The organism is Microbispora hainanensis (genome assembly GCF_006874475.1).
Lineage (GTDB): Bacteria > Actinomycetota > Actinomycetes > Streptosporangiales > Streptosporangiaceae > Microbispora > Microbispora hainanensis.
The window spans coordinates 128,151-151,576 of the sequence record NZ_VIRM01000015.1 but is presented as its reverse complement, the minus strand read 5'-3'; the positions used below and the strand labels follow the sequence as shown (position 1 = coordinate 151,576).

Below are 23,426 nucleotides of genomic sequence, written 5' to 3'. Positions count from 1 at the left end.
CTCATTCCTGGCCATCGCCGGTATCCACCCCAACGGCTCCCTCGGCGTCATCCACCTACTCGCCAGCGAGATCGCCACCTTGTGGGGACAGGTCGGCGACCGCCGGTTCTCCTGCGTCGTCGGCGTCGAATACGACCCACAAACCGGGGAACCAGTGCGAGCGGAACTGGCCAGCCCGCTCTACCGGCACGAGGACACCTGATGCGCGTCGCCTTCGCCAGCGAACCCGCCTACCCCGACCGGCCCAACGAAGACTTCATCGGCGCCACCGCCGACGCCGTCGTCCTGCTCGACGGCGCCAGCATCCCCCCAGGCATCACCTCAACCTGCTCGCACAGCGTGCGCTGGTACTCCCACACCCTCGGCTCCGCCCTGCTCGCCGAGATGACCCAAAGCGCCGGCCCCCTGCCCGAACTCCTCGCCCAGGGCATCAAGCACGTCACCTCACTGCACGACTTCACCTGCGACCTGACCCACGGCGGCTCCCCCTCCGCCACCGTCATCATGCTCCGCCAGGCCGCCGACCACCTAAACTGGCTCGTCCTCGGCGACAGCACCCTCATCCTCGACACCGGCGTACCCGAGCCGATGGTGATTTGCGACGACCGGCTAGAACAGGTCGCCGCACCCCAGCGCGCACGCCTCGACAGCCTCCTCGGGGGCACACCCGAGCACGCCGAAGCCCGCCGCGAGTACGTCGAAACCCTCGGCCAGTATCGCAACCGCGACGGTGGCTTCTGGGTCGCCTCCACCGACCCCCTCGCCGCCGACCAAGCCCTCACCGGCACCATTCCCACCGGCCAGGTACACGCCGCGGCCCTGCTCACCGACGGAGCCGCCGACACCGTCAACCGCTACCAACTCACCACCTGGCGCGGACTCCTCGACACCCTCGCTGAGCATGGGCCAGCTGTGTTGATCCGCCGAGTCCGCGCAGCCGAACAGTCGGACCCGCATGGCAAACAATGGCCACGAAGCAAGGTCCACGACGATGCAACTGCGGCTCTCTGTGACTTGGAACATATTGCCGGGCAGTGATCGAGAAGCTGAAGCACTCCTCAGGGGAATCACAACTGTGGTGCCTTACTGCCTTTTTCATAGGCTGCTAGCGCCGCGAGATCGAAATCTCGCTTGAGTTTGTTTCCTTCTTTCCAATCAAGCGCCTCGTCATGCTGAAGACGTCCAACGACAATCCCCGGGGCAATGCCGACCTCTTCTGCGAAGCGCAGAATGCGAGCAAATGGCTTCGGACGTTGTCGTAGAGCGTCATACTCCGGTAGATATTCCTGCGGGATTAGCACATTAGCAGCAAAGTCGTTGGCCTCCTCCTCCGCTTCACCAGTCCCTTTGAATGGATCGTCATCTAGAAATGTAAGACGCTTTCCGTGCAGTAGCACATGTGCGATTTCATGAAATACCGTGAACCAGAATCGGTCATCTTTCTTGTGTCGATCCGTTAGCGCGATCATCACCTTATCTGGGGTGAGCCACCGAGTGGCACCCGATAGGTGGGTGTTTTTGAACGCAGGAGAAAAGACTACGGCCACTCCGGCCCGTGCACATATTTCAGGCAGCTGTGCCATCCATAGCTCAGGCTCCTTCCTGCTTAGACCACGAATGCTCGGTAGTAGGTCATGCAAAGTCTCACGCCGATATGGCTCGCATTGAAGTTGCCGCGCCATCAGCACACATAACCGGAGCCAAGCGTAGGTGGCGTACTCGTTCGGCAACGCCGTGGTGGACCGCCGAAAAGCAGCACTGTATCCGCTCCACAAGTCTTCGGCCACTGAAGGATTTGCAACACCAAAGAAGTCGAGGAGTCGCCGGAGATTCGCCACGGTCTTACTCCGGTCGGGAAGAACATTCCGAGCGACGAGATCAGCCAACGGGAACTTGTCAAGCCATTCGATCTGACTGACGAGGGAATCGTATTCCTCTTGTCGCACTTGTTGGGTACGCCAGGCGGCTTCCAAAGTGTTCCACACGTTGGCGGGCACGCCGGTTACACGCTCAAATAAAAGTGCGGTTTCCGGGCTGATGGCTGCTGCACCCTGAACGATCTGATTGATGTGCTTGGTCGATAAACCTGTGCGGCGAGCGAGGTCGGCCTGGGGAATACCGAGCTCTTCCAGGGTCTCTTTCAGAGTTTCACCGGGGGACGACACGGTCTGAGGTGCGTACTCGATCGGGGCGACGTTGTCGAGGGTCATCGGGAGTGCCTCTCTTCTGGCGAGGAAGGGGCTGTGCGGTCAATTAGTTGCATCACGGAACGATGGCAGCGACGACGAGAGCGCGGACGGCATGCTCGTCGAGACGCCCGTCCGTGAGCGTGGGGGCTGGGTCGTCGCGGGGACGCACGAGCAGATCGGCGGACCCTCCCAGAGAGACGAGTAAGTATCCGTTGCCCGAGTTCGGATGATGACGGAGACGTGCAGCAGGTAACCGGCGGAGCTCGGCCAGCGAGGCAACGGCGGCGATCTCTCCGAGACGCCGGCGGATCGTCATGGCGAGCGTTGGACCGTACCGACTGACCCTCTCGTCGTCGTCATTGCAGGTCCGGGCCACTTCGCCGTCTCCGAAGACGATCTTCAACTGGTGCACCGCCAGATCGAGTTGTGTTTACCGATCTGTTCCATGCTACTCTCCCGCCTAGATCAAGACGTTTCATGCACCTAGTAGGTGCATGCAAATTCTGGACAACCATGCGGGTGGATCCGCAAGTGAGATCGGGGGAGGCGCTATGGCGGGGGATGGTCATGTCGATCACAGGGTGCTGGCGCAGCACGCCGAGGACAAGGTGAATGTCCCTCAAGGGGAAGCCCAGGAGCGTCGGCGGCAGGTCAACCACCTGAGGGAGCGGCTGGAGTCTTACATTCAGGCCCACCCGGACTACGACCTGGTCAAGCTTCGGGCATCCGGGAGTACCGCGAAGCACACCGCGATCAAGCGGCGCAGCGGGGAAGGCTCCGACGCTGACGTGGCCGCCTATGTGAGGTCTTCCGATCCCAACGTGCCCGAGGCCGACCTCCTGGAGTGGTTGCGAGACCGCTGCGTCGAGGTATACGGGAAGACCAAGGTCGCCGATGACTTCGTGATCTCCAAGCACGCGGTCGGAATCACCCTTCGCGGATCTGGGCTCAAGATCGATGTCGCGCCGGTGCTCTACTTGGGCGGGCCCGACGACCAGGGGTGGCTGATCACGCGACAGGGCGAGCGGGTACTGACCTCCGTAACGCAGCATCTGGAGTTTATCCGGGAGCGCCGAAGGAAGGCCGGCCCTGGCTACCTGGAACTCATTCGGCTCCTCAAGGCCTGGATCCGTGAGTGCAAGCGCCTCGACTCCGATCTGCGCTGCAAGAGCTTCTTGCTCGAACTCATCGTCGCTCACCTGTGGGCGAGCGGTTGGAACGGCGAGCCGTTGCAGGTCAACGACTATCCGCGCGCAATTGAGCAGGTGCTGGCCTACATCGTCCGGACCGGGCTCAAGTCTCCGATCGTCTTTGACGATTTCTACAGACCCACTGAAGTAGGGAGTTCTCTCGACGCCATTCAGGTGTGGGACCCGGTCAATCCCGATAACAACGTCGCCTCCAGCTACATGGAACATGACCGCCGACGCCTGGTGGACCGGGCAGCGGCCGCGCTGGACGAAGTCTCTTGGGCGGCAACAGCACCAACGAAGGGGGCCGCCAACGACGCATGGCGCACTCTGTTCGGCCCCTCGTTCGAGGGGGCCTGACCCGTGGCTACTTCCTACGCCCGTTCTGCGACCTTCACTCTTACCGACGCGCGTTACGTTGGAGCAAAGGTCGGCGCAGACCTCCGCCAGTTGAACAGTCTTTACGGCAACCCGACGCTCGCGAGCATCGACAAGTACACCGAGGAGATAGCCCTTCTCCTGAAGGACGGTTACCTCGACACCGTGGACTTCGGTTTCCGCGACGTCGGGTCCAATGCCTGGAAGCTCCGCCTGCGTTACCGCGCAACGACCGGCGGCCAACTGGTCGACAGCCGACCAGGGCGTCTGCCGGCCAGCATCGACGTCGTCGGACTCAGCTTCCACAGCTATCTCACCTACAGTCCCTCCTTCCACCAGCTCACAACCGCCGAGCAGGCCCGATTCAAGGAGTCCTTGCCGGTCACTCGAACAGGTGCCGCTGCCCCAACAGCGAACGCTGGCGTCAGCCAGACCGGCTACGGTTACGCCCGCAACGGCGCAGGCGTTGACCGCGACGTCTATCAGGCCTTCTGACCTAACCGCCTCCAACATTGAGGACGCATTGTGAGTAGTCAGGAAGATCTCTTCCATCCTGTGATCGAGCTTCCCGAGGCCACGCGGAAGGCTAGGTATGACCGCCTCGTGGGCCTGGACGCCGTTAAGCGCCAACTGCGCAAGGAGGCCATCCTCTTGTCCGACCCCGAGCGTCTCCATACATGGGCGCGCCGCCATCACCCTGGAGCGGACCCTGCAGCGCTCCAGCTGTTCGCTGATCGGGCACCGCTGTTCGTCTTCGCCGGAGATGTCGGCTCAGGAAAGTCTGCACTCGCGGAGTCCTTCGGGTGCGACCTATCCGAGCAGCTTGACCTTCCGGTCTACTTGTATCGACTGAAACTAGCCACTCGCGGCAGTGGCCTCGTTGGCGAGATGACCGCCTTGATCGGTGACGCCTTCTCGTTCCTGCACAACGAGGGTCGCCGGGCACGTAACGCCCGCGGCGTCAGCTCCGTGCTCATCCTGGTCGTCGACGAAGCGGATGCGCTCGTCCAGTCCCGCGAGGCCCAGCAGATGCACCATGAAGACCGCGCCGGCGTGGACGCGTTCCTCGCAGGGGTAGACAGCCTGGCAGGTGCTCGCCTGCCTGTTCTAGTCGTCCTGTGCACGAACCGTGTCGGCGCGCTCGACCCCGCTGTCATGCGTCGTGCTGCGGCGAACTTCACCTTCGCCCGTCCCGACAGCGAACAGCGCCGCGCCGTGCTCGCCCAAGCCTTGCAAGGCATATCCGTACGCGCGGACACTCTCGACAAGCTGGTCGAGCTGACTGGTCCGACAGTAGATAGGCCTGGGTATACGTTCTCGGACCTCACGCAGCGACTAATCCCGGCAGCTGTTCTTCAGGCCTTCCCCGACGGGCCCGTTCGCGATGAGCACCTTCTCACTCTCGCCAACGAGCTCGCTCCGAGCCCGGTCTTCACCGAAGGGGCCTGATGACCGCGCTGCCCACGCCCAGCGCGACAGGCGTCCGGATCGCCGGCGACACGTACCAGTGGCAGCTAGCCTGGCAAGGGTGCGTGACGGCGCTCCGGGACGCCTCCGCCCATGCACCCAATCCGGTGGTTGCTGTCGGCGTTGAGGTCGATGGCACCGGCAACCTGGACGATGTCGTCCTGTATCGCGTTACCCCACCGCACACCTACGCCCAGGTCAAATACACCGTCGACAGCAGCAGCCCCGTCAATACGGAGTATCTGCTCAAGTCCAGTGACTCTGGTGGGCCGTCGATTCTGAACAAGATCGCCAAGACTTGGCGATCGTTGTCCGCCGACGGCACTCCAGTCGACCTGGCGATAATCACCAACCGATTCCCCGATCCAAGCGACCCACTGATATCCGCCCGCGACTCCCGCACCCAGTTGCTCATGCCCAAAGCGGGTCAAGGGGGCTCGCGATCGGAAAAGGGCCGCGCGCGCCAGCAGTGGGCGGTCAACGCCGAACTGAGCGAAGCAGAGCTTTGCGACCTGCTCGGGGTGCTGCGGTTCGACCTCGCCCGGGATGTGAGTCATCTACATGACCACTTGCAACTCCTGATGTTGGCCGCGGGTCTCCGCACGGACGACCCAGCGATCCATGCCGGGGCTGATTGGGTGGCTCGTGAGGTTCGTGATGGTCAGCGGAAGCTGACTCTCACCGCAATCAGAGAAGCCATCGAATCCCTACAGCTCTCAGCGGGCCCCGTTCGCAGCGTGGTGTCCATCGCCACTCTCAAGCCCGACCCCGCAGCCACGGAGGCGGACTACGCCATCGACTGGGTCGATCGCTTCGACGGCGCATCCGCCTACTCCAAGCGCCGTCCCCTAGCTCCGGCAACCTGGTTCCAACTCCAAGAGGAGATTGAAGCCGCACCGAGCCGGCTGCCTCCGGGAGCAACCGCCGTTGCGGTGACCGGCAGCCTCCGTCTGGCGCCCGCCTTTTTGACCGGCACCGCCTTCCGCATGGTTACCGGCGCGGACATCGCCGTCCTTCAACGTGGACAGCTGTGGTCCTCCGCCGCGCCGTACGACACCGGCCTCGTACCGGTGCAAGAGGACTACGAGATCGGACAGGGTTCAGACTTGGCGGTCGCCATCGCTGTGGCCACCGATCCCACGGAGGATGTTCTCCGGTTTCTGCGCCAGCAGGGCGTACCCGTATCACGCCTCTTGGTATTTCGGCCGCCAACTGGTGCCAAGGACAACGCTGTCCCGAACGCCGCAACGGCCAACGCGCTGGCTGTCGGAATCCGAGACGCCCTCCGCCGCACCAGCCGGGGCGCGGCTCGCATCCACCTCTTTCAGGCTGGCCCCATGGGCTTGGCACTCTTACTCGGCCATCGATGGAACAGACTGCGTCCCACAGTGGTGTACGAGGACGTGGCAACTGAGTGGGTATACGAAGAGGCGTTCACCATCGACGCCTGATCTTCATCTCTCCCGAAACGATCACGATATCCAGCCTGTGTTTACCCCCCTAGACCGTCGGGGTGAACGCAGGCTATCGTTGATTGCATAGCCCCCTAGACAATTCTGGTAGCGGACCGGCCGCCACTGTCTAGGGGGATGTACAAGGAGGTGGTGAACGATGGCACTGCAAGGACCCATTCCGATCAGCTTCGAGCTGCTGTTCCCGCACGGCTGCTACGTCGTGGGCGAGGTGACCGCGGCGAAGGACTTCGACGCCAAGCGGGACGCCCAGGCCAAGGACAAGGTGACCGGTCTTCCTGTCTGGCAGGTCCCGGTGATGGACGCCGATCCCTCGCTCAAGGCCGCGCAGAAGACGGTGACCGTGAAGATCCTGTCGGAGGTTCAGCCGGTCGTCCCGCCGTCGCTGCCTGGGGTGCCGATGGCCCCGGCCGAGTTCGAGGGGTTGGAGGTCAAGCCGTACGTGCATCAGGCAACGGGGCGGCTGGCCTACTCGATCTCGGCTCGGGTGATGCGGGCTCCGCGCACGGGGGCCGGCAAGTCCGGCAGCGCTGCGAAGGACGCGGCGTGATGGGGCGGCGGACGGTGCGGCCCTCGGCCGTGATCAGCCTCAACACCGGGGGCGGGGCCTCGGCCAAGACCATGCCGTACCCGGCGCGGACGCCGGTGCTGGCGCTGGACTTCGGCTCGACCTCGGTGCTGCTGACCACCTCGGACAGCGACCAGGTCAGCCCGGCCGATGTCGAGTTCGCCCGCCAGCTCGCCCGTGAGGCGGCCTCGTTCGCCCGGTCGGTCGAGCGGCGGTTTCACGGCCTGGCCAACGGTCGCGGGGTGGCCTGATGACGCACGGTCCCTACACCCACGTGTCGATGTCGATCGACCCCGGCGAGCGTCCCCGTATCGGCATCTCGTTTTACGCCTCGATCATTCGGGCGCGGGCTCGGGTGCTGGAGTCCGGTCGGCCGTACCTGGTCCTGGAGTCCGACGAGGCGGACGTGACGGTCTCGACCGCTGGGGCCGGACCGGTCACCGCCGAGGACCTGGAGATCGCGCGGCAGATCTTCAACGCCGCCGCGCGGTACCTGGCCGACTGCGAACGCCTGCACGCCGAACACGCGCAGGTCACCGACTCGGCGGCCTAACGCTAAGCGGGGCCGCTGGAAGCGGCAACTTCCGGCGGCCCCTCGGTCTCTCCCTGACTGCGCATCACAAGAGAGGAGTTCAGCTTATGCTCAAGCGCCTTCCCGGTGGCGAGGTCCACAACCTCGTGTCCACCACTCCAGACACGGCGGTCGTGTTCAAACCGGCCGTCGTCCAGACTCCGGCGATCCTCACGATCCTGGTCTTCCTCGGCCGCCTGGTCGCCGGGCTCGTCCGGACCCTCGTCGTCCATCCCATCGCCGTGGCGGTGATCGCCATACCCGGTGTGATCTGGGTCCGCTACGGCTGGCCCACAGCGGTCGCCGCCGTCAGCATCCCGCTCTCATTGCTGTTCGGCTGGATGCTGGCCGACCAAGCATCGTTCGCGCGATTCATAGGCTGGCGGCTGCTGGCCTTCTGGCGCCGGTTCTGGATCTACCGGCGGCACTGGCAACCCGTGATGATCGTGTCCGGACTCGGCCGTCACCTCCAGGGCCATTCGGCAGATGGTCGCCGAGTACGGCAGTCCAAGCGAGGCCGCATGAACGGCCTGGCGCACTTCCTCGACGGGCTGCGCTGCTCCATCTGCGGCGCGCTCAACGTCCTGTGGCTCGACCCCATCCGCGGCCTAGTCGAGTGCCACGAATGCGGCCAGACCGCTCTCACCATCCCCGAGACCGCAGAGGAGGACAGTTGATCGACACCCATCAGGCCGGGGGAGACCAGCCGACCTCCCCCGCTCGGCTCAGCGACCGGTCCACGCCTCGGGCCATACGGATGGCGCAACCGCTGGCGCGGGACGTCGTCGAAGAGATCGCCAAGCAATACGGCGTGTGCATCCGCCCCGTGCCGCTGAGGCGGCAGGACATCCTCACCGGACAGGTCGAGGTCATCGACGTTCCCTGCGGGGCCACCTTGGAGAGCAAGTGCCCGCCGTGCGCCAAGCGCAACCGGCAACTCCGTAGGGCGCAGTGCCGGGAGGGCTGGCACCTCGACCACGAACCGGTCAACCTCCCCGACAACGCCGACGAGTATCAGCGTCACCTTGTCGAGCTGCGGGCCGACGCCCAGGCCTGGCGGGACGAGGTCGAAAAGGCCGACGGCGACACCACCGACCTGGACGCCGCCATCGAGGACCTGGACGAGGAGATCAACCGGGCGGGCATGCGCGGCAACGTCCTCGGCCGCACCTCCGGCAAGCGCTCCCGCTCGACCAAGCGGCGGCAGGATGCCCCGGATCTGCCCAAGCGGCAGATGACCAAGACCACCCTCGGGCGGACCTTCACCGGCGCGGACGGCAAGACCTACCGGCCCTCGATGTTCGTCACCCTCACACTCCCGTCGTATGGGCGGGTGCTGGAGGGCGCGCCGCTCGACCCGGACCGGTACGACTACGCCCGTGCGGCCCGCGACGCCCTGCACTTCTCCAAGCTCGTCGACCGCTTCGTACAGAACCTCCGCCGCGTGGCGGGCTACGACGTGCAGTACTTCGCCACCGTCGAACCTCAAAAGCGGCTCGCACCGCACCTGCACATGGCGATCCGCGGCACCCTCCCGCGTGCGGAGCTTCGGCAGATCATCGCCGCCACGTATCACCAGGTGTGGTGGCCCCCGACGGACACGATCCGTTTCGAAGGTGACCACCTGCCGGTCTGGGAGGACGGGGCCGGCTACCTCGACCCAGCCACTGGGGAAGTGCTGCCGACCTGGGAACACGCCCTCGACCAGCTCGACCTGGACGACGAGGCCGAGCCCCTGCACGTGCTCCGCTTCGGCGACCAGCTCGACATACAGAGCGTCCTCGCCGGAACCCCCGACGCCGACCAGCTCATCCAATACCTATCCAAGTACCTGACCAAGAGCCTCGGCGACGCCCTCGGCACCGACGACCCACGCCGCAAAGCGCACACCGAACGACTCCTCGACGCCCTGCGGTTCGAGCCGTGCTCGCCGACCTGCCCGAACTGGCTCCGCTACGGGATCCAGCCCAAGGGCGCCAAACCCGGCATGGCCCCGGGCCGGTGCAAGGGCAAGGTCCACAAGCCCGACCACCTCGGCTACGCAGGGCGGCGCGTCCTCGTCTCCCGCAAGTGGTCGAACAAGACCCTGACCGAGTACAAGCAGGACCGCCGCACCTGGGTCCTGGAAGCCCTCGGTATCCAAGACGAGCCGGTCGACCCCCACCGCTACATCTGGCGACCGGTCAAGCCCGGAGATCCTGAACTCGCCCCGATCGGCGTGCGGCTCCTGCGGTCGGTCCACGAACGCCAGCGCTGGCGCAACCACCTCGACCGGCTCGAAGCCGAGGCAGACGGACAAGTTCTTTCGGCAACTGAAGGGAGGGCAGCATGACGAACGCGATTTCACCGACCACGCCACTCCCGCCCGAGGCCCAAGGTCGGCTCCTCAGGGTCGAAGAGGCGGCCGAACGGCTGAACACCTCTGTTCGCTTTCCTCGTCGGCTGATCGCCGAACGCCGTATCTTCTTCGTCCGCGTCGGCCGGAGCGTTCGCATTCCCGAAGCCGCTCTCGAAGCGTTCATCGCGGCCGGGCTCGTCGAGCCGATGAAGGCCCCGAAGGGACGGGCGGCCTGATGGCGAACAGAGACGGTCACCGGCGTTTCGGCAATATCCGCAAGCTTCCCTCCGGCCGCTTTCAGATTCGCTATCCCGGCCCCGATGGACGGATCCACACGGGCTCCACGACCTACGCGACCAAGACGGACGCCGACCGTGCGCTCACGCTGCTCGAAGCGCAGATGATCTCAGGAGAATGGACGGACCCCGATCGCGGCAAAGTCCTGCTCGGCGACTATGCGTGGACCTGGATCAAAGAACGTCCCGGCCTGCGCCCCAAGACGGTCGAGCTCTACACCTGGCTCCTTGAGCGGCACATCATGCCCGGCCTCGGCGAAGTGCCGGTCGGCAAACTCACCACAGCGCTTGTCCGCTCCTGGCGAGCCGCCCTCATAGACAAAGGCGTCTCGGTATCCACGGCGGCCAAGGCGTACCGGCTCCTCCGGGCCGTTCTGATGACGGCCGTCGAAGAGGACAAGCTGATCAGCCAAAACCCATGCCGCATCAAGGGCGCGGACAACGAGCAGACGCCGGAGCGGCCCATCCTCACCGTCGCCCAGGTCTTCGAGCTGGCGGACCGGATGGCGGACCGGCGATTCCGGGCGCTGATCCTGCTGACCACCTTCGCGAGCCTGCGATGGGGCGAGGCCATCGCGCTGCGGCGCTCGGACATCGACATCGAGGCACGTACGGTCCGCGTGCGTGAACAGCTCATCGAGCTGGACGGCGGAGACATGGTGCTCGCGCCGCCCAAGTCGCGGGCCGGCAAGCGGACGGTCAGCATCCCCTCGGCCATCGTCCCGGCGCTCGTCGCCCACCTCGACCAGTTCACCGGCACGGGCGACGACGCGTTCGTCTTTCTCGGCAAGCGCGGCGCCTACCTCCGCGGTGGCAACTTCCGGCGTGAGGCCAAGTGGGCAGAAGCGCTCAAGGAGATGGGCGTCAAGGGCCTGCACTTCCACGACCTACGGCACACCGGCAACACGCTCGCCGCGCAGTCGGGCGCGAGCCTCGCCGACCTCAAGGCACGGATGGGCCACGACAGCGACCGGGCCGCGCTGATCTACCAGCACGCGACGCGTGACGCCGACCGGAAGATCGCCGACACGCTGAGCGCGCGAGTCGAGGCGGAGCGCGATGCCGGCAAGAGCTAATGGCACGTTAATGGCACGAACGCCGCTTCCCATGATCGGAGAAGCGGCGTTTTGGCTGGTGGAGCCTAGGGGATTCGAACCCCTGACTTCCTGCTTGCAAAGCAGGCGCTCTGCCAGCTGAGCTAAGGCCCCGTGACGGGTGCGAACTACGCAAACGTGCAGATCCACAGGCCGCCGGTGCGTACACGGTAGCAACAGCCCGCACTCGAGCGCCACTCGATACCGCCCGCGCCGCCCGCGTGGCCCCTGCGCAGGCGCCGGGAAGACCCTTGACGAGACGAGCGATCAGGAGGTGGCCACGGGCGAGGCGCCGACCTCGTTGGCGAGGACGAGCCCGGGGAAGTCGGCGATGGATTCGATGATGTGTGTGGCGCCGCCGCCGATCAGGCGATCCTTGCTGTGGACGCCGGTGAGCACGCCTGCGACGATCGAGGCGCCCGCACGCCGGCCGCACAGCATGTCGCTCTCGGAGTCGCCCGCCAGGGCGACCTGCCGTACGTCGTCGATGCCGGAGCGCAGGACGGCGGTGAGCACCATGTCGGGGTAGGGGCGGCCGCGCCCGGCGTCTTCGGGACACAGCGCGAGATCCAGCATGTCGACCCAGCTGAGGGTGCTCAGCACCCGTCCCAGGGTCGCCCGGCTGAATCCGGTGATCAGGGCGATCTTCAGGCCCGCGTCGCGCAGCTTCGCGATGGCCTCGACGGCCCCCGGAAGCGGCACGAGACCGGCCCGTTCGATGGCTCCCTCGTAGGAGCGCTCGAAAGTCAGGTTGGCGGCCTGCGCCTGGGCTTCGTTGCCGGGGAAGATGCCCCGGAAGACTTCGATTTTGGGACATCCCCGAGACCTGTGCACATGCACCATGGCACGGGCATAGGCACTGGTCCCGGGGACGATGCCCTGCGTGGCGATCGCCTCGGCGAACGCCCGTTCCACCATGTCGATGTCACCGATCGTGGTGCCGGCCAGGTCAAGACAGGCCAGCTTCACCGGGCTCATTCCCGCACCCTTGCCACGATCAAGCACCATCCCTGGTGGTCAGTTCTCGCTGCCGGTGGCCTCGGTCCACAGGTCGAGCTCGGCACGGTCGGCCTGCACCTTGCGCCAGACCAGAAGCCCGCCGACGGCGACCAGAGCGAGAACAAGCAGCTTCTTCACGGTGTGACCCCACTTCTCGACGGTCTCACCTGCCGGGTGAGACAACGCCCGGTTCTACGGTTCCCTGCAGCCTAGCAAGGCTTCGGCCTCCGGCCCGGATTGCCAGAAATTCCGGTGCACCAAAATCATGATTACGGCCCGCCCTGCATGCCTGCCGTCCGACCCTGGCGGCAGGGCGGCGAGATCAGAAGTGCCCAGCTCACAACGGCGCTAACCCTGCGCGGAGACGAGGTTCGGGGAGATGGAGAGGCCTGTTTTCGGTCAGGCGGCCCGCGCTCCGCTCTCAGCGGAAGTCGGATGTCGATCAGGGGAGCGCCGTGCAGAGGCGGATCGTCGTTCCCTCGGCCCCCGTCCGAACAACGAGGTCGGCCAGGCGGTTCATGAGCCACAGCCCGCGTCCCCCGAAGTCGAACCGCGTCACCGTCTGCTCGCACTCCAGCGCCTCGTCGGGGATGCCGGGACCCTTGTCGGTGATCTCGGCCACCAGGGTCCCCGCCTCACGCCACATGGCGATTCCCCGCGGCGGCGAGCCGTACCGGACGGCGTTGGTGACCGCCTCGTGCACCGCGAGCACGAAGTCCTGCAGAGCCACGCCCTCAAGACCGGCCTCCTGCGCCGACACCATGACGAGATGCCGCACCCTGGTGACCGAGCTTCGGTCGAACTCCAGGCTGAGCAGGCTGCCCGCCAAGGTTCTCACCGCCCTCCTGCTTGCCCACGGTGGTAGTCACTCCACTTACCGCACACGGGCACCTGACACGTATTTCCGGGTGCGGCTTGCGCCACCATTTCCTGTGGGCGTGCGGCAGCGGGGTCGTGCACGTGACGCCGGCGCATCGTCACAGCTCCGTCAGGAGCTGCTGCAGCATCCGTTTGGTCTCCGTCACCGGTCTGGCCTGGATGCACAGGCGTTCCATGACGGCGAGATAGCGGTCGACGTCCTCCCGCTTCTCCAGGTAGATGGCGCTGGTGAGCTGTTCGAGGTAGACGACGTCGGGCAGGCCGACCCCCGCGAAGCGCAGGATGCTGAACGGCCCTCCGGCGGCGGCGTGCCCGCCGGCGCTGAACGGAATGATTTGGAGCGTTACACGAGGCATGGTGATCACTTCGAGCAGATGCTCGATCTGGGCCCGCATCACCTCGGGCCCGCCCACCGGACGTCGCAGCACGGCCTCGTCGATCACCGCCCACAGGGTGGGCGGATCCGGCCGGACCAGCACCTCCTGGCGGTCCATCCGCAGCCGGACGCGGCGCTCGACCTCCCCGTCCGACGCGTCGGGATGACCGAGTCGCACGACCGATTCGGCGTACTCGGGGGCCTGCAACAGCCCGGGCACGAACTGCACCTCGTAGCAGCGGATCGCGCTCGCGGCCTGCTCCAGGCCGACGTACGCCTCGAACCAGGAGGGCAGGACGTCGTCGTACTTGTGCCACCAGCCGTGGGCGTTGGCCTGGGCGACGAGCGAGAGCAGCGCCTCCCGCTCGCTCTCGTCGGTGACGCCGTACAGGGTGAGGAGATCGGCGACGTCACGGCGGCGGAATCCGACCCGCCCGAGCTCCATCCGGCTGATCTTCGAGTGGGAGGCGCGGATGGCCTGGCCGGCCTCCTCCAGGCGGATGTGCCTGCTTTCGCGGAGTCGCCGCAGCTGGGTGCCGAGCAGGATGCGCAGCACGGTGGGGCTGCGGCGTGATCGTGCCGCCAGGTCGAGCGGGTGAGGCACACCCTCGGTAGGGGCCGCAGTCATATGGGGTCCTTTGAGGTGCACCGACGTTTACGCCACGTTAACGATACCCGCCGCGCCGGGCCGCGCAAGTGGCGAGATCATTTCTCCACTTCGTCGAGAAGGTCGTCGAATTCGCCGTCCTTGGCGGAGCGGAGGAATGCCGCCATGGCCTCAAGAGACACGATCAGCGCAGGCCCGCAGGGGTGCCGGGAGTTGCGTACGGCCACCCGCCCGTCGGGCAGCGCGGCGATCTCGACGCAGTTGCCGCTCGGATTGCTGTGCCGGCTCTTGCGCCAGTCCTGCTGCCCCAGTTGTGAAGAGGGCATTCCGTTGTAGATCATGGACACGGGGCGCCTCGTTTCGGAATCCCAGCCCAAGCAACGACATTCGTGCGTTTGCACGTGCATCTGTACTTGCACAGGAGCATCAATGGGAGCAGTATGACTTACTGAGTCATCCCGCCACATGGTCGACATCAACCTCATAAGGCTCTCAATGACTGGTTATCGGACAGACCGCGCTTCCCTCGCAGAAGCCGATAGCGTTGCCCGGGACCCCTGGCTGGGCGCACTTGAGCAGGTCTTTCCGGAAGGCAAGCGCTGGCCCTGGACCTGTGGCGAAGAGCCGTGCGGTGTCCCCCAAGTGGCTGTGCACGAGTTCCACCGTGAGAGTCTCGCCGCGCGCACCGCGCGGCGCTTCACCGCCGGGGTGCTGCAGACCTGGTCCATGGAGGACGTCGCCGACGACGCCGCGCTCGCGGTCTGCGAACTCGTCACCAACGCGCTGCGCCACGGCCTGCGGCACCAGGCCATCCATCCCCTGCCGGTGCGCCTGTTGATGTTCCGTTCGGCCCGCGCGCTGCTGTGCATGGTCACCGACCCCAGCAACGACGCGCCGGTGCTGCGCGAGCCCGACTACGTCGCGGAGACCGGGCGCGGCCTACAGGTCGTCGCCGGGGTCAGCCGCATGTGGGGCTGGGCGCGGCTGCGTCCTGTCGGCAAGGCCGTGTGGGCCGGCTTCACGGCCGAGGCCGCCGGCTACCGCTGATCCGATCCCTGCAGCCGAGAAACATCGTCCGGAAAGACCTCCGAAGAAGGCCCGCTCGCAGGCGCGTACGGATCCTCACCCAGGCCCCTCCTGCACCGGTACGATCGGTCATCAGGCCTGAACGGAGGATCATGCCGGGTTTCCCCCCGGTCGAGCCTGTGGGTTTCGACCCGTCCGTCCCGAACGAGGCCCGGGTCTACGACTACTGGCTCGGCGGGAAGGACAACTTCGCCGCGGACCGCGAGGCCGCGGAAGCCGCGCTGCTGATCGCGCCGGAGCTCCCCCTGATGTGCCGCGAGGGGCGGAAGTTCCTGCGCAGGGCCGTACGGTTCCTGGCCGCGGCCGGGATCCGTCAGTTCGTCGACATCGGCTGCGGCCTGCCGACCCAGGGCAACGTGCACGAGGTCGCGCGGGAGTGCGCCCCGGACGCCTGCGTGGTCTACGTGGACAACGACCCCGTCGTCGTCAGCCACGGCCAGGCGCTGGTGGAGGAGAACGAGCGCGTCGCGGTGATCCGCGGCGACGTACGCGACCCCGACTCGATCCTCACCCATCCGCGGCTGCGTGAGCTCGTCGACCTCGGCGAGCCCGTGGGCGTCCTGCTCGTCTCGGTCTTGGCGGCGATCAACGACGACGATCTCACGATGGCCATCACCGCGCGGCTGCGCGAGGCGATCGCGCCCGGCAGTTATATCGTCATCAGCCACGCGATCTCCGACCTCCGGCCGGAGGTGACGGACAAGCTCGCCCTGCTGTTCGCCAACGAGTGGGCGGTCAAGGACGACGGCCGCCTGCGGCTGCCCACCCAGGCCGAGATCCTGCCGCTGTTCGGCGACCTGGAAATGGTGGAGCCCGGCCTGGTCCAGGTGCCCGAATGGCGACCGGAGCCCGGCGAGCTGCGACCGCCGGAAGACACGGTCTGGTCGGTCGGCGGCGTCGGCCGCAAGCGTTGACCATGTCGGCCCTAGACACCAAGCGGTGGGCCGCAAGCGTTGACCATGTCGGCCGTGAACACCAGCCGGTCGGCCGCAAGCGCGTTGACCGATACGGCACGTGTCGGCCGCCCGCCCGCGAGCGTAGGCCGCCGCCGGCCGGGCTCAGACCAGCAGGCCCCGCGCCAGCGTCTCTATCCGGTCCCGCCACGCCCGCAGCGGCCCGCCGGGGTCGGGCAGGCCGGTCTCGGTGACGACCAGCCGGGCGCCGTGCCCGGTGCCCTGCGACAGTTCCCAGCGCACGCGCCTGCCCTGCTCGCCGGACTCCACGTACGCGGGAAGCCCGGCGGCGGGTTCCCGTACGGCCGTGACGCTCCCCTCGCCGAGGCCGCCGGGCACCGGCGCGCCCGGCGTGGCGGCGGGGGCGCCGGCGGCCGCCCAGACCTCCTCGACCGGCCGGGTGAGCTGGCGCTCGAAGCGCACCCGCCAGCCGCCACCCGCCTGCTCGCCCGTTGGCTCGGGCAGGCGCTCGGCCACACCTTCGGCCAGCCCGAAGGCCTCGACGTACGCCTCGTGGAGGTGGGCGAAGTTCCCCTCGGGCCATTCGGCGGGCCGTCCGCCGACGATCGCGTCCATGGCGTCGAGGCAGACCTGCCAGCCGGACGCGTAGCTCGCCGCGGCGGGCCGGTCCTGGAAGACCTGGGTGAACACGAGCAGGCAGCCGCCCTCGTCGGGCAGCAACTCGAAGCGCAGGACGTTGTCGCCCTCGCGCGGCATCTCCCGCGGCGCGTGCTGGAGGAAGGCGAACAGCCGGGGCGGATCGAGCTCGGTGATCTCGGCGTCCATCGTCGTGCCGCCGCCGTCGAACGTGATCTTCCCACCGACCCGCAGGTCCATCTCGACGACCTTGAACGGGAACCACCGGCCCAGCCGGTCGGGCTCGGTGACCGCCCGCCAGACCTTCTCCCGGGGGTGGGCCAGCCTGCGCTCCATGCGCAGCGCCGCCTGTCCTTCGTACATGCCGAGTGTCGCGTTCACGGGCTCTCCTCCGGCTGATCGGGCATCGCGTCCAGGTGTCGTTCCAGCGCGTCGAAGCTGTCCGACCACAGCCGCCGATAGGGCGCGAGCCAGGCGTCGATCTCGGCGAGCGGCTCGGGACACAGTTCGTACCACCGGCGCTGGGCGTCCCTGCGCACACGGACCAGCCCGGCCTCCCGCAGCACCTTGAGGTGCTTGGAAGTGCCGGGCTGGGTGAGGCCGAGCCGTTCGGTGAGCTCCCCGACCAGGCGGGGACGTTCGAGCAGCAGGTCGAGGATGCGCCGTCTGGCGGGCTCGGCGAGTACGTCGAAGGTCGCTGACACGCCTAGAACATACCCGCTCAGCTATATAGCCACAACTGCATATTCTCAGCCGGTGATCTCGTTGAGCTCCTTGAGCGCCGCGTCGTCCGGCCGCCACGCCGCCGCCACGACGTTGGCCTTGATCTGCTCGGGCCGGGTCGCCCCCGCGATCACGGAGGAGACGGCCGGCTGCGCGAGCAGGCCGCCGATCGCGACGTCCAGCAGGGTCACGCCCTGCCGCTCGGCGAACTCCCGCAGCCGCTCCACCACCTCGAACCGCGCGTCGGTCAGATACTCCGGCCGCCCTTCGAGGCGGGTGCCCGCCGGCGGCTCCTCCCCGCGCCGGTACTTGCCGGTGAGCAGGCCGTTCGCCAGCGGGAAGTACGGCAGCAGGCCGATGCCGTGGTGCAGCAGCGCGGGGACGAGCTCCCGCTCCACCCGCCGGTCGAGCAGGCTGTATTCGTTCTGCGCGCTCACGAAACGCTCGAAGCCGCTGGTGCGGGCGATCCAGTCGGCGTCGGTGACCTGCCAGGACGCGAAGTTGGACGAGCCCACGTAGCGGACCTTGCCCTCCCGCACCAGGTCGGTCAGGACCGACAGGGTCTCCTCGATCGGCGTGGACGGGTCGGGGAAGTGCAGCTGGTAGAGGTCGATCCAGTCGGTCTTGAGGCGGCGCAGGGACCGCTCGACCGCCAGGCGGACGTAGCGCCGCGAGGCCCGCGCGCCCCAGTCGGGCCCGTTGGCGCCGCCCACGTCGCCGCCGAACTTGGTCGCGATGACGACCTGATCACGCCGCCCCTTGAGCACCTCACCGAGGTACGCCTCCGACTCGCCGTAGATGTCGGCGGTGTCGATCAGCGTGACGCCGGCGTCGAGCGCCGCGTCGACCACGGCGCGTGTGGCGTCGATGTCGATCCTGCGGCCGAAGTTGTTGGCGCCGAGGCCGAGAGCCGAGACGACGAGTCCCGAGTCCCCCAGCCGCCGGTAGGTCATTTCGGTCATGCCCGTGGATCCCTTCTCATGAGCCTCTCCCTGCGGGAGAGCTCTCCTCACCGTATTTCGGTCCCTTCCAGGGGCGGCCACCGGACCATCCGCGAGAGGATGCGGGGCATGACCTCCGTACGGCACAGCGTCCGGGCCATCCTGTTCGACGGCGACGACATCGTCCTGTTCCGGCGTGTGCGGGCGGGGCGGGAGCCCTACTGGATCACGCCGGGCGGCGGGGTGGAGGACACCGACGCCGGCCCCGAGGCGGCGCTGCGCCGCGAGCTCGACGAGGAGCTCGGCGCGACGGCGGGGCCGGCGCTGCACGTGTTCACCCTCGTCGAGCCCGGCCGCCTGAGCACGGTCTTCGCCTGCCGGCTGGTGTCGCTCGACCTGTCGCGCCGCAGCGGCCCGGAGTTCCTCGAACCGGACATCGGCCTGCACGAGGTGCGCCGGGTGCGCCCGGAGGAGGCGCGCACACTGAATATGGTCCCGCCCGAGCTGGGGGAGTACATCTCCGCGAACGCCGCGACCCTGCCCAAGCTGCTCGACGCCGCGACGTACGCCCCGGGCCGCTATCGGCCGGTCGTCGACGTGCACCTGCTGCTGACCGATGGAGAAAAGGTGCTGCTCGGCCGCCGCGAGGGCACCGGCTATGCCGACGGCGAGTGGCAGATCATGCCGTCCGGGCACCTGGAGGAGGGCGAGTCGGTGGTGGACGCCGCCGTCCGCGAGGCCCGCGAGGAGCTCGGCATCGAGGTGGACGGCTGCGAGGTCGTCCACGTCATGCATCACCACAACGCGGGCGGGACGGCACGCATCGGGATGTTCCTCGTGCCGCACTCCATCACCGGCACACCGGTCAACGCCGAGCCGCACAAGTGCGCCGAGCTGGCCTGGTTTCCGTTCGACCGGCTGCCCGAGCGGACCGTGCCGTACGCGCGGGCGGGCGTCGAGGCCGTGCGGCGCGCGCTCGCCGTGCGCCCGCCGGGCGGCCTTCCCACGGCAGCACCCAACGCGACCCCCGGCGCCCCACGCTGGCCGGGCCTTCCCACGGCCCTTCCCACGGCGATCAACGCGACCCCCGGCGCCCCACACTCGCCGGACCTCCCCGCGGTCGTCGGCACCGCTCCCGTGGTCTCCGGGTCGCCGGCCTTCTCCCTGCACGGATGGGACGTCCCCGGCCCCGCCGATCTCGCGGCCGAGGCCGTACGCGCCGGGTTCGAGGAGGTCACGGTCTGCCTGGTCGCCCGGCTCGGCGACGCGGTGCTCGTCCACTCCGACGACGAGACCGACCGCCTGCCCGCCACGGTCGTACGGCCGGGCGAGAGCGTGGAGGCGGCGCTGGCGCGGCTCGCCCCGGTGGGGGAGGTGACGTTCGCGGGATCGGACGACTACGTCTCGCACCGGGGACGCGCCGGACGCCGTCTCGCCTTCTCGGCCCGGCTGCCGGAGGCGCCCAAGGGCACGGTGCCGGAGGCGCCCAAGGGCACGGCGCCGCTCCCGGCCGGGTCGCTCGGACGCCTGCCGTACGCCGAGGGGGTGTTCGTCCGCCGCGCCTCTTCAGGGCTTTTGCACGGCCTGTCCAGTCGATAGCCTGATGCGGGGTGTGCCGGGAAGTCTGGTCGGCGAAGGGGTCCCCCCTACCCGGGGACCGTGTCGACGACCGGAAGGCAGACGTGAGCACAGCCACACGTGGCAGGCGGGTGAGAGCATGCGTGCCCGGGATCTCGTAGTGCCGTTCCCCACCGTGGAGCTCGACTCCCCCGTAGCCGACGCCGCCCGCCTCATGGCCGAGCGCGAGCTGCCCGGACTGATCGTGCTGGACGAGCGCGGCACGCCGGTGTCGATCCTGCCGGGCACGCAGGTGCTGCGCCTGGCCGTGCCCCGCTATTGCCAGGACGACCCCGCGCTGGCCCGGGTGATCGACGAGGCCCACGCCGACGCGTTCGTCCGCGCGCTGGGCGAGCGCACGGTCCGCGAGGCGCTGCCGGAACGGCCGCGCGAGCTTCCGGCGACCGATCCGGACGCCACGCTCCTGGAGGTCGGCGCGCTGATGGCACGCACCCGCAGCCCTCTGGTCGCCGTGCTCGACGGCGACCGCCTGCTGGGCGCGGTCACGCTCTCCGCACTGCTGAAGCGGCTCACATGACGGTGACCGCATGGCTGGCGGCGATCGTCTTCGTCGCCACGTACGTCCTCATCGCCAGCGAGAAAGTCCACCGGGTCAAGGCCGCCCTGGGCGGCGCAGCCATCATGCTGCTGGTCCACGCGACCGCGGCCGGCTCCGCGTTCTTCTCGCAGGAGTCCGGCGTGGACTGGAACGTCGTCTTCCTGCTGCTGGGCATGATGATCATCGTCGGGGTGCTGCGGCAGACCGGCGTGTTCGAATATCTCGCGATCTGGGCGGCCAAACGGGCCAGGGGACGGCCGTTCCGGCTCATGGTGCTGCTCCTGGTGATCACGGCCGCCGCGTCGGCGCTGCTGGACAACGTCACGACCGTGCTGCTGATCGCGCCGGTCACGTTCCTCGTCTGCGAACGCCTCGCGCTGCCGGTCGCGCCGTTCCTGATCGCCGAGGCGATGGCGTCCAACATCGGCGGCACCGCGACCCTCGTCGGCGATCCGCCGAACATCATCATCGCCTCGCGCGCCGGGCTGACCTTCAACGACTTCCTCGTCCACCTCGCACCGCTGGTGATCGTGCTGACGGCGGTCTTCATCGGACTGTGCCGGCTGCTGTTCCGCAAGGCGTTCCGGTATGACCCCGAGCGGGCGGCCGAGATCATGCAGCTGGACGAGCGGGCGGCCATCCAGGACAAGGTCATGCTCGTGCAGAGCCTGTCCGTGCTCGGCGTGGTCATCGCGGCGTTCGTGCTGCACCCGGTGCTGCACTACGAGCCGTCGGTCGTGGCGCTGCTCGGGGCGGGGCTGCTCGTGCTGGTCACCAAGATCACCACCGAGGACGCGCTGCGCGAGGTGGAGTGGCCCACGCTGGTGTTCTTCGCCGGGCTGTTCGTGATGGTCGGCGCGCTCGTCGAGACCGGGGTGATCGCCCAGGTGTCGCAGGCGGCGGCGGAGGCGACGGCCGGGCGGCCCGGCGTGACCACCATGGTCCTGCTCTGGGGGTCGGCCGGGCTGTCCGCGATCGTGGACAACATCCCGTACGTCGCGACGATGAGCCCGATCGTGGCCGACCTAGCGCAGCACGTGCCCGGCGACCACAACGTGCTGTGGTGGGCGCTCGCGCTCGGCGCCGACCTCGGCGGCAACGCCACCGCCGTGGGCGCCTCCGCCAACGTCGTCATCCTCGGCATCGCCGAACGCAACGGCGCGAAAATCAGTTTCTGGCAGTTCACCAAATATGGCCTGGTGGTCACCGTCGTCACGGTGGCCCTGTGCGTGCCGTACCTCTGGTTGCGCTACCTCCTCTAGCCCGCCCGGCCCCCTCTCTCCAGGGGCCCCGGCTTGACGCGAAAATACCATAGGGGGGTATGGTGTTCCCGTCGATGCGGAACGAGTTATCAGGAGTGATCGGCATGACCAGCACCTACACCGTCACCGGCATGACCTGCGGCCACTGCGTCAGCTCGGTCAAGGAGGAGGTCGGCGGGGTCCCCGGCGTGACCGGCGTTCAGGTCGACCTGGCCACCGGTTCGCTGACGGTCGAGAGCGACGGCGGCGTCGACGACGCGGCCGTCGTGGCGGCCGTCCGGGAGGCCGGATATGACGTGGCGGGTGTCTCGTGAACACCCCGGCCCGGCTCGGCGCGTATGCCGCGGGCCTCGCTGTGATCTTCGTGGCGGCGCTGGGCGCGGGGACCGCGCTGGGCTCCGGCGAGCCCCCGCGCGCGACCCCGCGCCCCGCCCACGGCCATGCGGACCCCAGCGGCCCCACTGGCTCCACCGACCCCACTGGCTCCACGGGCCCTGCGCCCGGCCACGCTCACGAGGAGGCCTCGGAGGTGGCGAGCGCGCTCCCGGGTCTGCAGATCTCCCAGGACGGCTACACGCTGGTCCCCCTGACCACGACGCTCACGCGCGGGAAGGCCACCGGCTTCCGGTTCACCGTGAACGGTCCCGACGGCGCGCCGGTGACCCGCTATCAGGTGAAGCACGAGAAGGAGCTGCACTTCATCGTGGTCTCCAGGGACCTCGGCGACTTCTGGCACCTGCACCCGGAGGAGGCCGGCGACGGGGTCTGGTCGGTGCCGCTGACGCTGCCCGACGCCGGCGCCTATCGGGTGTTCGCGGACTTCGCCCCCGAGGGCGGGCCCGGCCTGACCCTCGGCGCGGACCTGTTCGTCCCCGGCGACTACCGGCCCCGGCCGCTGCCGCCGGTGGATCGTACGGCTCAGGTGGACGGATACACGGTGACGCTGGCCGGCGACCTCACGCCGGGCCAGGTGAGTAAGCTCGTGTTCACGGTGAGCAAGGACGGCAAGCCGGTCGGCGATCTCGAGCCCTACCTGGGCGCCAACGGCCACCTCGTCGCGATCCGTGCGGGCGACCTGGCCTACCTGCACGTGCATCCCGAGGAGGACACGACGGCGGCCGGGGTGACCTTCGCCGCGTCGGCCCCGAGCGGCGGCGACTACCGCCTGTTCCTCGACTTCAAGCACGGCGGGACCGTGCACACCGCCGCCTTCACCGTACGGGCCACCGATACGGCGGGCCACTGACAGCGCACTGGACGCGGA

The 23,426-nt window shown here is 67.9% G+C and carries 29 protein-coding genes, 1 tRNA gene and 1 pseudogene; 20 read left to right on the top strand and 11 right to left on the bottom strand.

The window, feature by feature from the left end:
* Both FLX08_RS40625 and FLX08_RS15090 read left to right on the top strand, forming a co-directional pair.
* Positions 1 to 202, top strand: a pseudogene (locus FLX08_RS40625) (sigma-70 family RNA polymerase sigma factor); the annotation flags it as partial.
* Positions 202 to 1,038 (top strand): integrase, encoded by an 837-nt coding sequence (locus FLX08_RS15090; RefSeq protein WP_142619452.1) that lies wholly within the window; start codon positions 202 to 204, stop codon positions 1,036 to 1,038. The pseudogene FLX08_RS40625 and the gene FLX08_RS15090, both read left to right, overlap by 1 nt.
* Positions 1,039 to 1,067: 29 nt before the next feature.
* Here FLX08_RS15090 and FLX08_RS15085 read toward each other — a convergent pair whose 3' ends face one another.
* Both FLX08_RS15085 and FLX08_RS15080 read right to left on the bottom strand, forming a co-directional pair.
* A complete protein-coding gene (locus FLX08_RS15085) occupies positions 1,068 to 2,210 on the bottom strand; it encodes a HigA family addiction module antitoxin (protein ID WP_142619451.1) in 1,143 nt (380 codons plus the stop codon).
* A gap of 52 nt (positions 2,211 to 2,262) precedes the next feature.
* On the bottom strand, positions 2,263 to 2,592 hold the full coding sequence (locus tag FLX08_RS15080; protein WP_142619450.1) for a hypothetical protein: 330 nt from the start codon (positions 2,590 to 2,592) through the stop codon (positions 2,263 to 2,265).
* Between the two features lie 91 nt (positions 2,593 to 2,683).
* On the opposite strand from FLX08_RS15080, the gene FLX08_RS15075 reads away from it, so the two are divergent.
* The 11 genes from FLX08_RS15075 to FLX08_RS15025 all read left to right on the top strand — a co-directional run bounded on the left by FLX08_RS15075 (position 2,684) and on the right by FLX08_RS15025 (position 11,545).
* The gene (locus tag FLX08_RS15075) at positions 2,684 to 3,739 is read left to right on the top strand and encodes a CBASS oligonucleotide cyclase (RefSeq protein WP_208761463.1); all 1,056 of its coding nucleotides are present in this window, start codon (positions 2,684 to 2,686) and stop codon (positions 3,737 to 3,739) included.
* A 3-nt stretch (positions 3,740 to 3,742) separates the two neighbouring features.
* Positions 3,743 to 4,252 (top strand): HORMA-1 domain-containing protein, encoded by a 510-nt coding sequence (locus tag FLX08_RS15070; RefSeq protein WP_142619449.1) that lies wholly within the window; start codon positions 3,743 to 3,745, stop codon positions 4,250 to 4,252.
* Between the two features lie 60 nt (positions 4,253 to 4,312).
* Positions 4,313 to 5,206, top strand: a complete 894-nt coding sequence (locus FLX08_RS15065; protein ID WP_208761462.1) for an AAA family ATPase — start codon at positions 4,313 to 4,315, stop codon at positions 5,204 to 5,206.
* Positions 5,206 to 6,675: an SAVED domain-containing protein gene (locus FLX08_RS15060; protein WP_142619447.1), complete on the top strand. Its 1,470-nt coding sequence runs from the start codon at positions 5,206 to 5,208 to the stop codon at positions 6,673 to 6,675. The genes FLX08_RS15065 and FLX08_RS15060 overlap by 1 nt, the downstream gene beginning before the upstream one ends.
* A gap of 160 nt (positions 6,676 to 6,835) precedes the next feature.
* Complete coding sequence (locus FLX08_RS15055) at positions 6,836 to 7,246, top strand: plasmid replication, integration and excision activator (protein WP_142619446.1); 411 nt, start codon at positions 6,836 to 6,838, stop codon at positions 7,244 to 7,246.
* Positions 7,246 to 7,515, top strand: a complete 270-nt coding sequence (locus tag FLX08_RS15050) for a hypothetical protein (protein ID WP_142566228.1) — start codon at positions 7,246 to 7,248, stop codon at positions 7,513 to 7,515. Before FLX08_RS15055 ends, FLX08_RS15050 begins: the two co-directional genes overlap by 1 nt.
* On the top strand, positions 7,515 to 7,817 hold the full coding sequence (locus FLX08_RS15045; protein WP_142619445.1) for a hypothetical protein: 303 nt from the start codon (positions 7,515 to 7,517) through the stop codon (positions 7,815 to 7,817). The genes FLX08_RS15050 and FLX08_RS15045 overlap by 1 nt, the downstream gene beginning before the upstream one ends.
* 86 nt (positions 7,818 to 7,903) lie before the next feature.
* Positions 7,904 to 8,512: a hypothetical protein gene (locus FLX08_RS15040; protein ID WP_142619444.1), complete on the top strand. Its 609-nt coding sequence runs from the start codon at positions 7,904 to 7,906 to the stop codon at positions 8,510 to 8,512.
* An 80-nt stretch (positions 8,513 to 8,592) separates the two neighbouring features.
* Positions 8,593 to 10,167, top strand: coding sequence for a replication initiator (locus FLX08_RS15035; protein WP_142619474.1), 1,575 nt, complete (start codon positions 8,593 to 8,595; stop codon positions 10,165 to 10,167).
* Positions 10,164 to 10,409 carry a helix-turn-helix domain-containing protein gene (locus tag FLX08_RS15030; protein ID WP_142619443.1) on the top strand — a complete coding sequence of 82 codons (246 nt, stop codon included), beginning with the start codon at positions 10,164 to 10,166 and terminating at the stop codon, positions 10,407 to 10,409. Before FLX08_RS15035 ends, FLX08_RS15030 begins: the two co-directional genes overlap by 4 nt.
* The gene (locus FLX08_RS15025) at positions 10,409 to 11,545 is read left to right on the top strand and encodes a tyrosine-type recombinase/integrase (RefSeq protein ID WP_142619442.1); all 1,137 of its coding nucleotides are present in this window, start codon (positions 10,409 to 10,411) and stop codon (positions 11,543 to 11,545) included. Before FLX08_RS15030 ends, FLX08_RS15025 begins: the two co-directional genes overlap by 1 nt.
* A gap of 56 nt (positions 11,546 to 11,601) precedes the next feature.
* Here FLX08_RS15025 and FLX08_RS15020 read toward each other — a convergent pair.
* The 6 genes from FLX08_RS15020 to FLX08_RS15000 all read right to left on the bottom strand — a co-directional run bounded on the left by FLX08_RS15020 (position 11,602) and on the right by FLX08_RS15000 (position 14,765).
* Positions 11,602 to 11,677: transfer RNA gene (locus FLX08_RS15020), tRNA-Ala, on the bottom strand.
* 153 nt (positions 11,678 to 11,830) lie between these two features.
* On the bottom strand, positions 11,831 to 12,541 hold the full coding sequence (locus tag FLX08_RS15015) for an HAD family hydrolase (RefSeq protein ID WP_142619441.1): 711 nt from the start codon (positions 12,539 to 12,541) through the stop codon (positions 11,831 to 11,833).
* Between the two features lie 39 nt (positions 12,542 to 12,580).
* Positions 12,581 to 12,700: a DLW-39 family protein gene (locus FLX08_RS42090; protein WP_208802288.1), complete on the bottom strand. Its 120-nt coding sequence runs from the start codon at positions 12,698 to 12,700 to the stop codon at positions 12,581 to 12,583.
* Between the two features lie 304 nt (positions 12,701 to 13,004).
* Positions 13,005 to 13,400, bottom strand: a complete 396-nt coding sequence (locus FLX08_RS15010; RefSeq protein ID WP_142619440.1) for an ATP-binding protein — start codon at positions 13,398 to 13,400, stop codon at positions 13,005 to 13,007.
* A 139-nt stretch (positions 13,401 to 13,539) separates the two neighbouring features.
* Positions 13,540 to 14,445 (bottom strand): helix-turn-helix domain-containing protein, encoded by a 906-nt coding sequence (locus FLX08_RS15005; RefSeq protein ID WP_142619439.1) that lies wholly within the window; start codon positions 14,443 to 14,445, stop codon positions 13,540 to 13,542.
* Between the two features lie 77 nt (positions 14,446 to 14,522).
* Complete coding sequence (locus FLX08_RS15000; RefSeq protein WP_142619473.1) at positions 14,523 to 14,765, bottom strand: DUF397 domain-containing protein; 243 nt, start codon at positions 14,763 to 14,765, stop codon at positions 14,523 to 14,525.
* Positions 14,766 to 15,066: 301 nt separating this feature from the next.
* Here FLX08_RS15000 and FLX08_RS14995 point away from each other — a divergent pair, with 301 nt between their 5' ends.
* Together FLX08_RS14995 and FLX08_RS14990 are read left to right on the top strand one after the other, a co-directional pair.
* Positions 15,067 to 15,471 (top strand): ATP-binding protein, encoded by a 405-nt coding sequence (locus tag FLX08_RS14995; RefSeq protein WP_167530422.1) that lies wholly within the window; start codon positions 15,067 to 15,069, stop codon positions 15,469 to 15,471.
* Positions 15,472 to 15,602: 131 nt separating this feature from the next.
* Positions 15,603 to 16,424 (top strand): SAM-dependent methyltransferase, encoded by an 822-nt coding sequence (locus tag FLX08_RS14990; protein ID WP_142619437.1) that lies wholly within the window; start codon positions 15,603 to 15,605, stop codon positions 16,422 to 16,424.
* A 144-nt stretch (positions 16,425 to 16,568) separates the two neighbouring features.
* Here FLX08_RS14990 and FLX08_RS14985 read toward each other — a convergent pair whose 3' ends face one another.
* The 3 genes from FLX08_RS14985 to FLX08_RS14975 are packed head-to-tail and all read right to left on the bottom strand — an operon-like array spanning position 16,569 to position 18,745.
* Complete coding sequence (locus FLX08_RS14985; RefSeq protein WP_208761460.1) at positions 16,569 to 17,441, bottom strand: SRPBCC family protein; 873 nt, start codon at positions 17,439 to 17,441, stop codon at positions 16,569 to 16,571.
* Positions 17,438 to 17,764, bottom strand: a complete 327-nt coding sequence (locus FLX08_RS14980) for an ArsR/SmtB family transcription factor (RefSeq protein ID WP_142619436.1) — start codon at positions 17,762 to 17,764, stop codon at positions 17,438 to 17,440. The genes FLX08_RS14985 and FLX08_RS14980 overlap by 4 nt, the downstream gene beginning before the upstream one ends.
* Before the next feature lie 45 nt (positions 17,765 to 17,809).
* Positions 17,810 to 18,745 (bottom strand): aldo/keto reductase, encoded by a 936-nt coding sequence (locus FLX08_RS14975; RefSeq protein ID WP_208761459.1) that lies wholly within the window; start codon positions 18,743 to 18,745, stop codon positions 17,810 to 17,812.
* 108 nt (positions 18,746 to 18,853) lie between these two features.
* Here FLX08_RS14975 and FLX08_RS41375 point away from each other — a divergent pair, with 108 nt between their 5' ends.
* The 5 genes from FLX08_RS41375 (at position 18,854) to FLX08_RS14950 (ending at position 23,408) form a co-directional block, all read left to right on the top strand.
* Entirely contained in the window at positions 18,854 to 20,323 is a 1,470-nt protein-coding gene (locus FLX08_RS41375; protein WP_208761458.1) for an NUDIX domain-containing protein, read from the top strand.
* A 118-nt stretch (positions 20,324 to 20,441) separates the two neighbouring features.
* Positions 20,442 to 20,879 carry a CBS domain-containing protein gene (locus FLX08_RS14965; RefSeq protein ID WP_142619435.1) on the top strand — a complete coding sequence of 146 codons (438 nt, stop codon included), beginning with the start codon at positions 20,442 to 20,444 and terminating at the stop codon, positions 20,877 to 20,879.
* A complete protein-coding gene (locus FLX08_RS14960; protein WP_142619434.1) occupies positions 20,876 to 22,162 on the top strand; it encodes an ArsB/NhaD family transporter in 1,287 nt (428 codons plus the stop codon). Before FLX08_RS14965 ends, FLX08_RS14960 begins: the two co-directional genes overlap by 4 nt.
* Before the next feature lie 104 nt (positions 22,163 to 22,266).
* Positions 22,267 to 22,476, top strand: coding sequence for a heavy-metal-associated domain-containing protein (locus tag FLX08_RS14955; RefSeq protein ID WP_142619433.1), 210 nt, complete (start codon positions 22,267 to 22,269; stop codon positions 22,474 to 22,476).
* On the top strand, positions 22,473 to 23,408 hold the full coding sequence (locus FLX08_RS14950; RefSeq protein WP_142619432.1) for a hypothetical protein: 936 nt from the start codon (positions 22,473 to 22,475) through the stop codon (positions 23,406 to 23,408). The genes FLX08_RS14955 and FLX08_RS14950 overlap by 4 nt, the downstream gene beginning before the upstream one ends.
* Positions 23,409 to 23,426 lie beyond the last annotated feature (18 nt).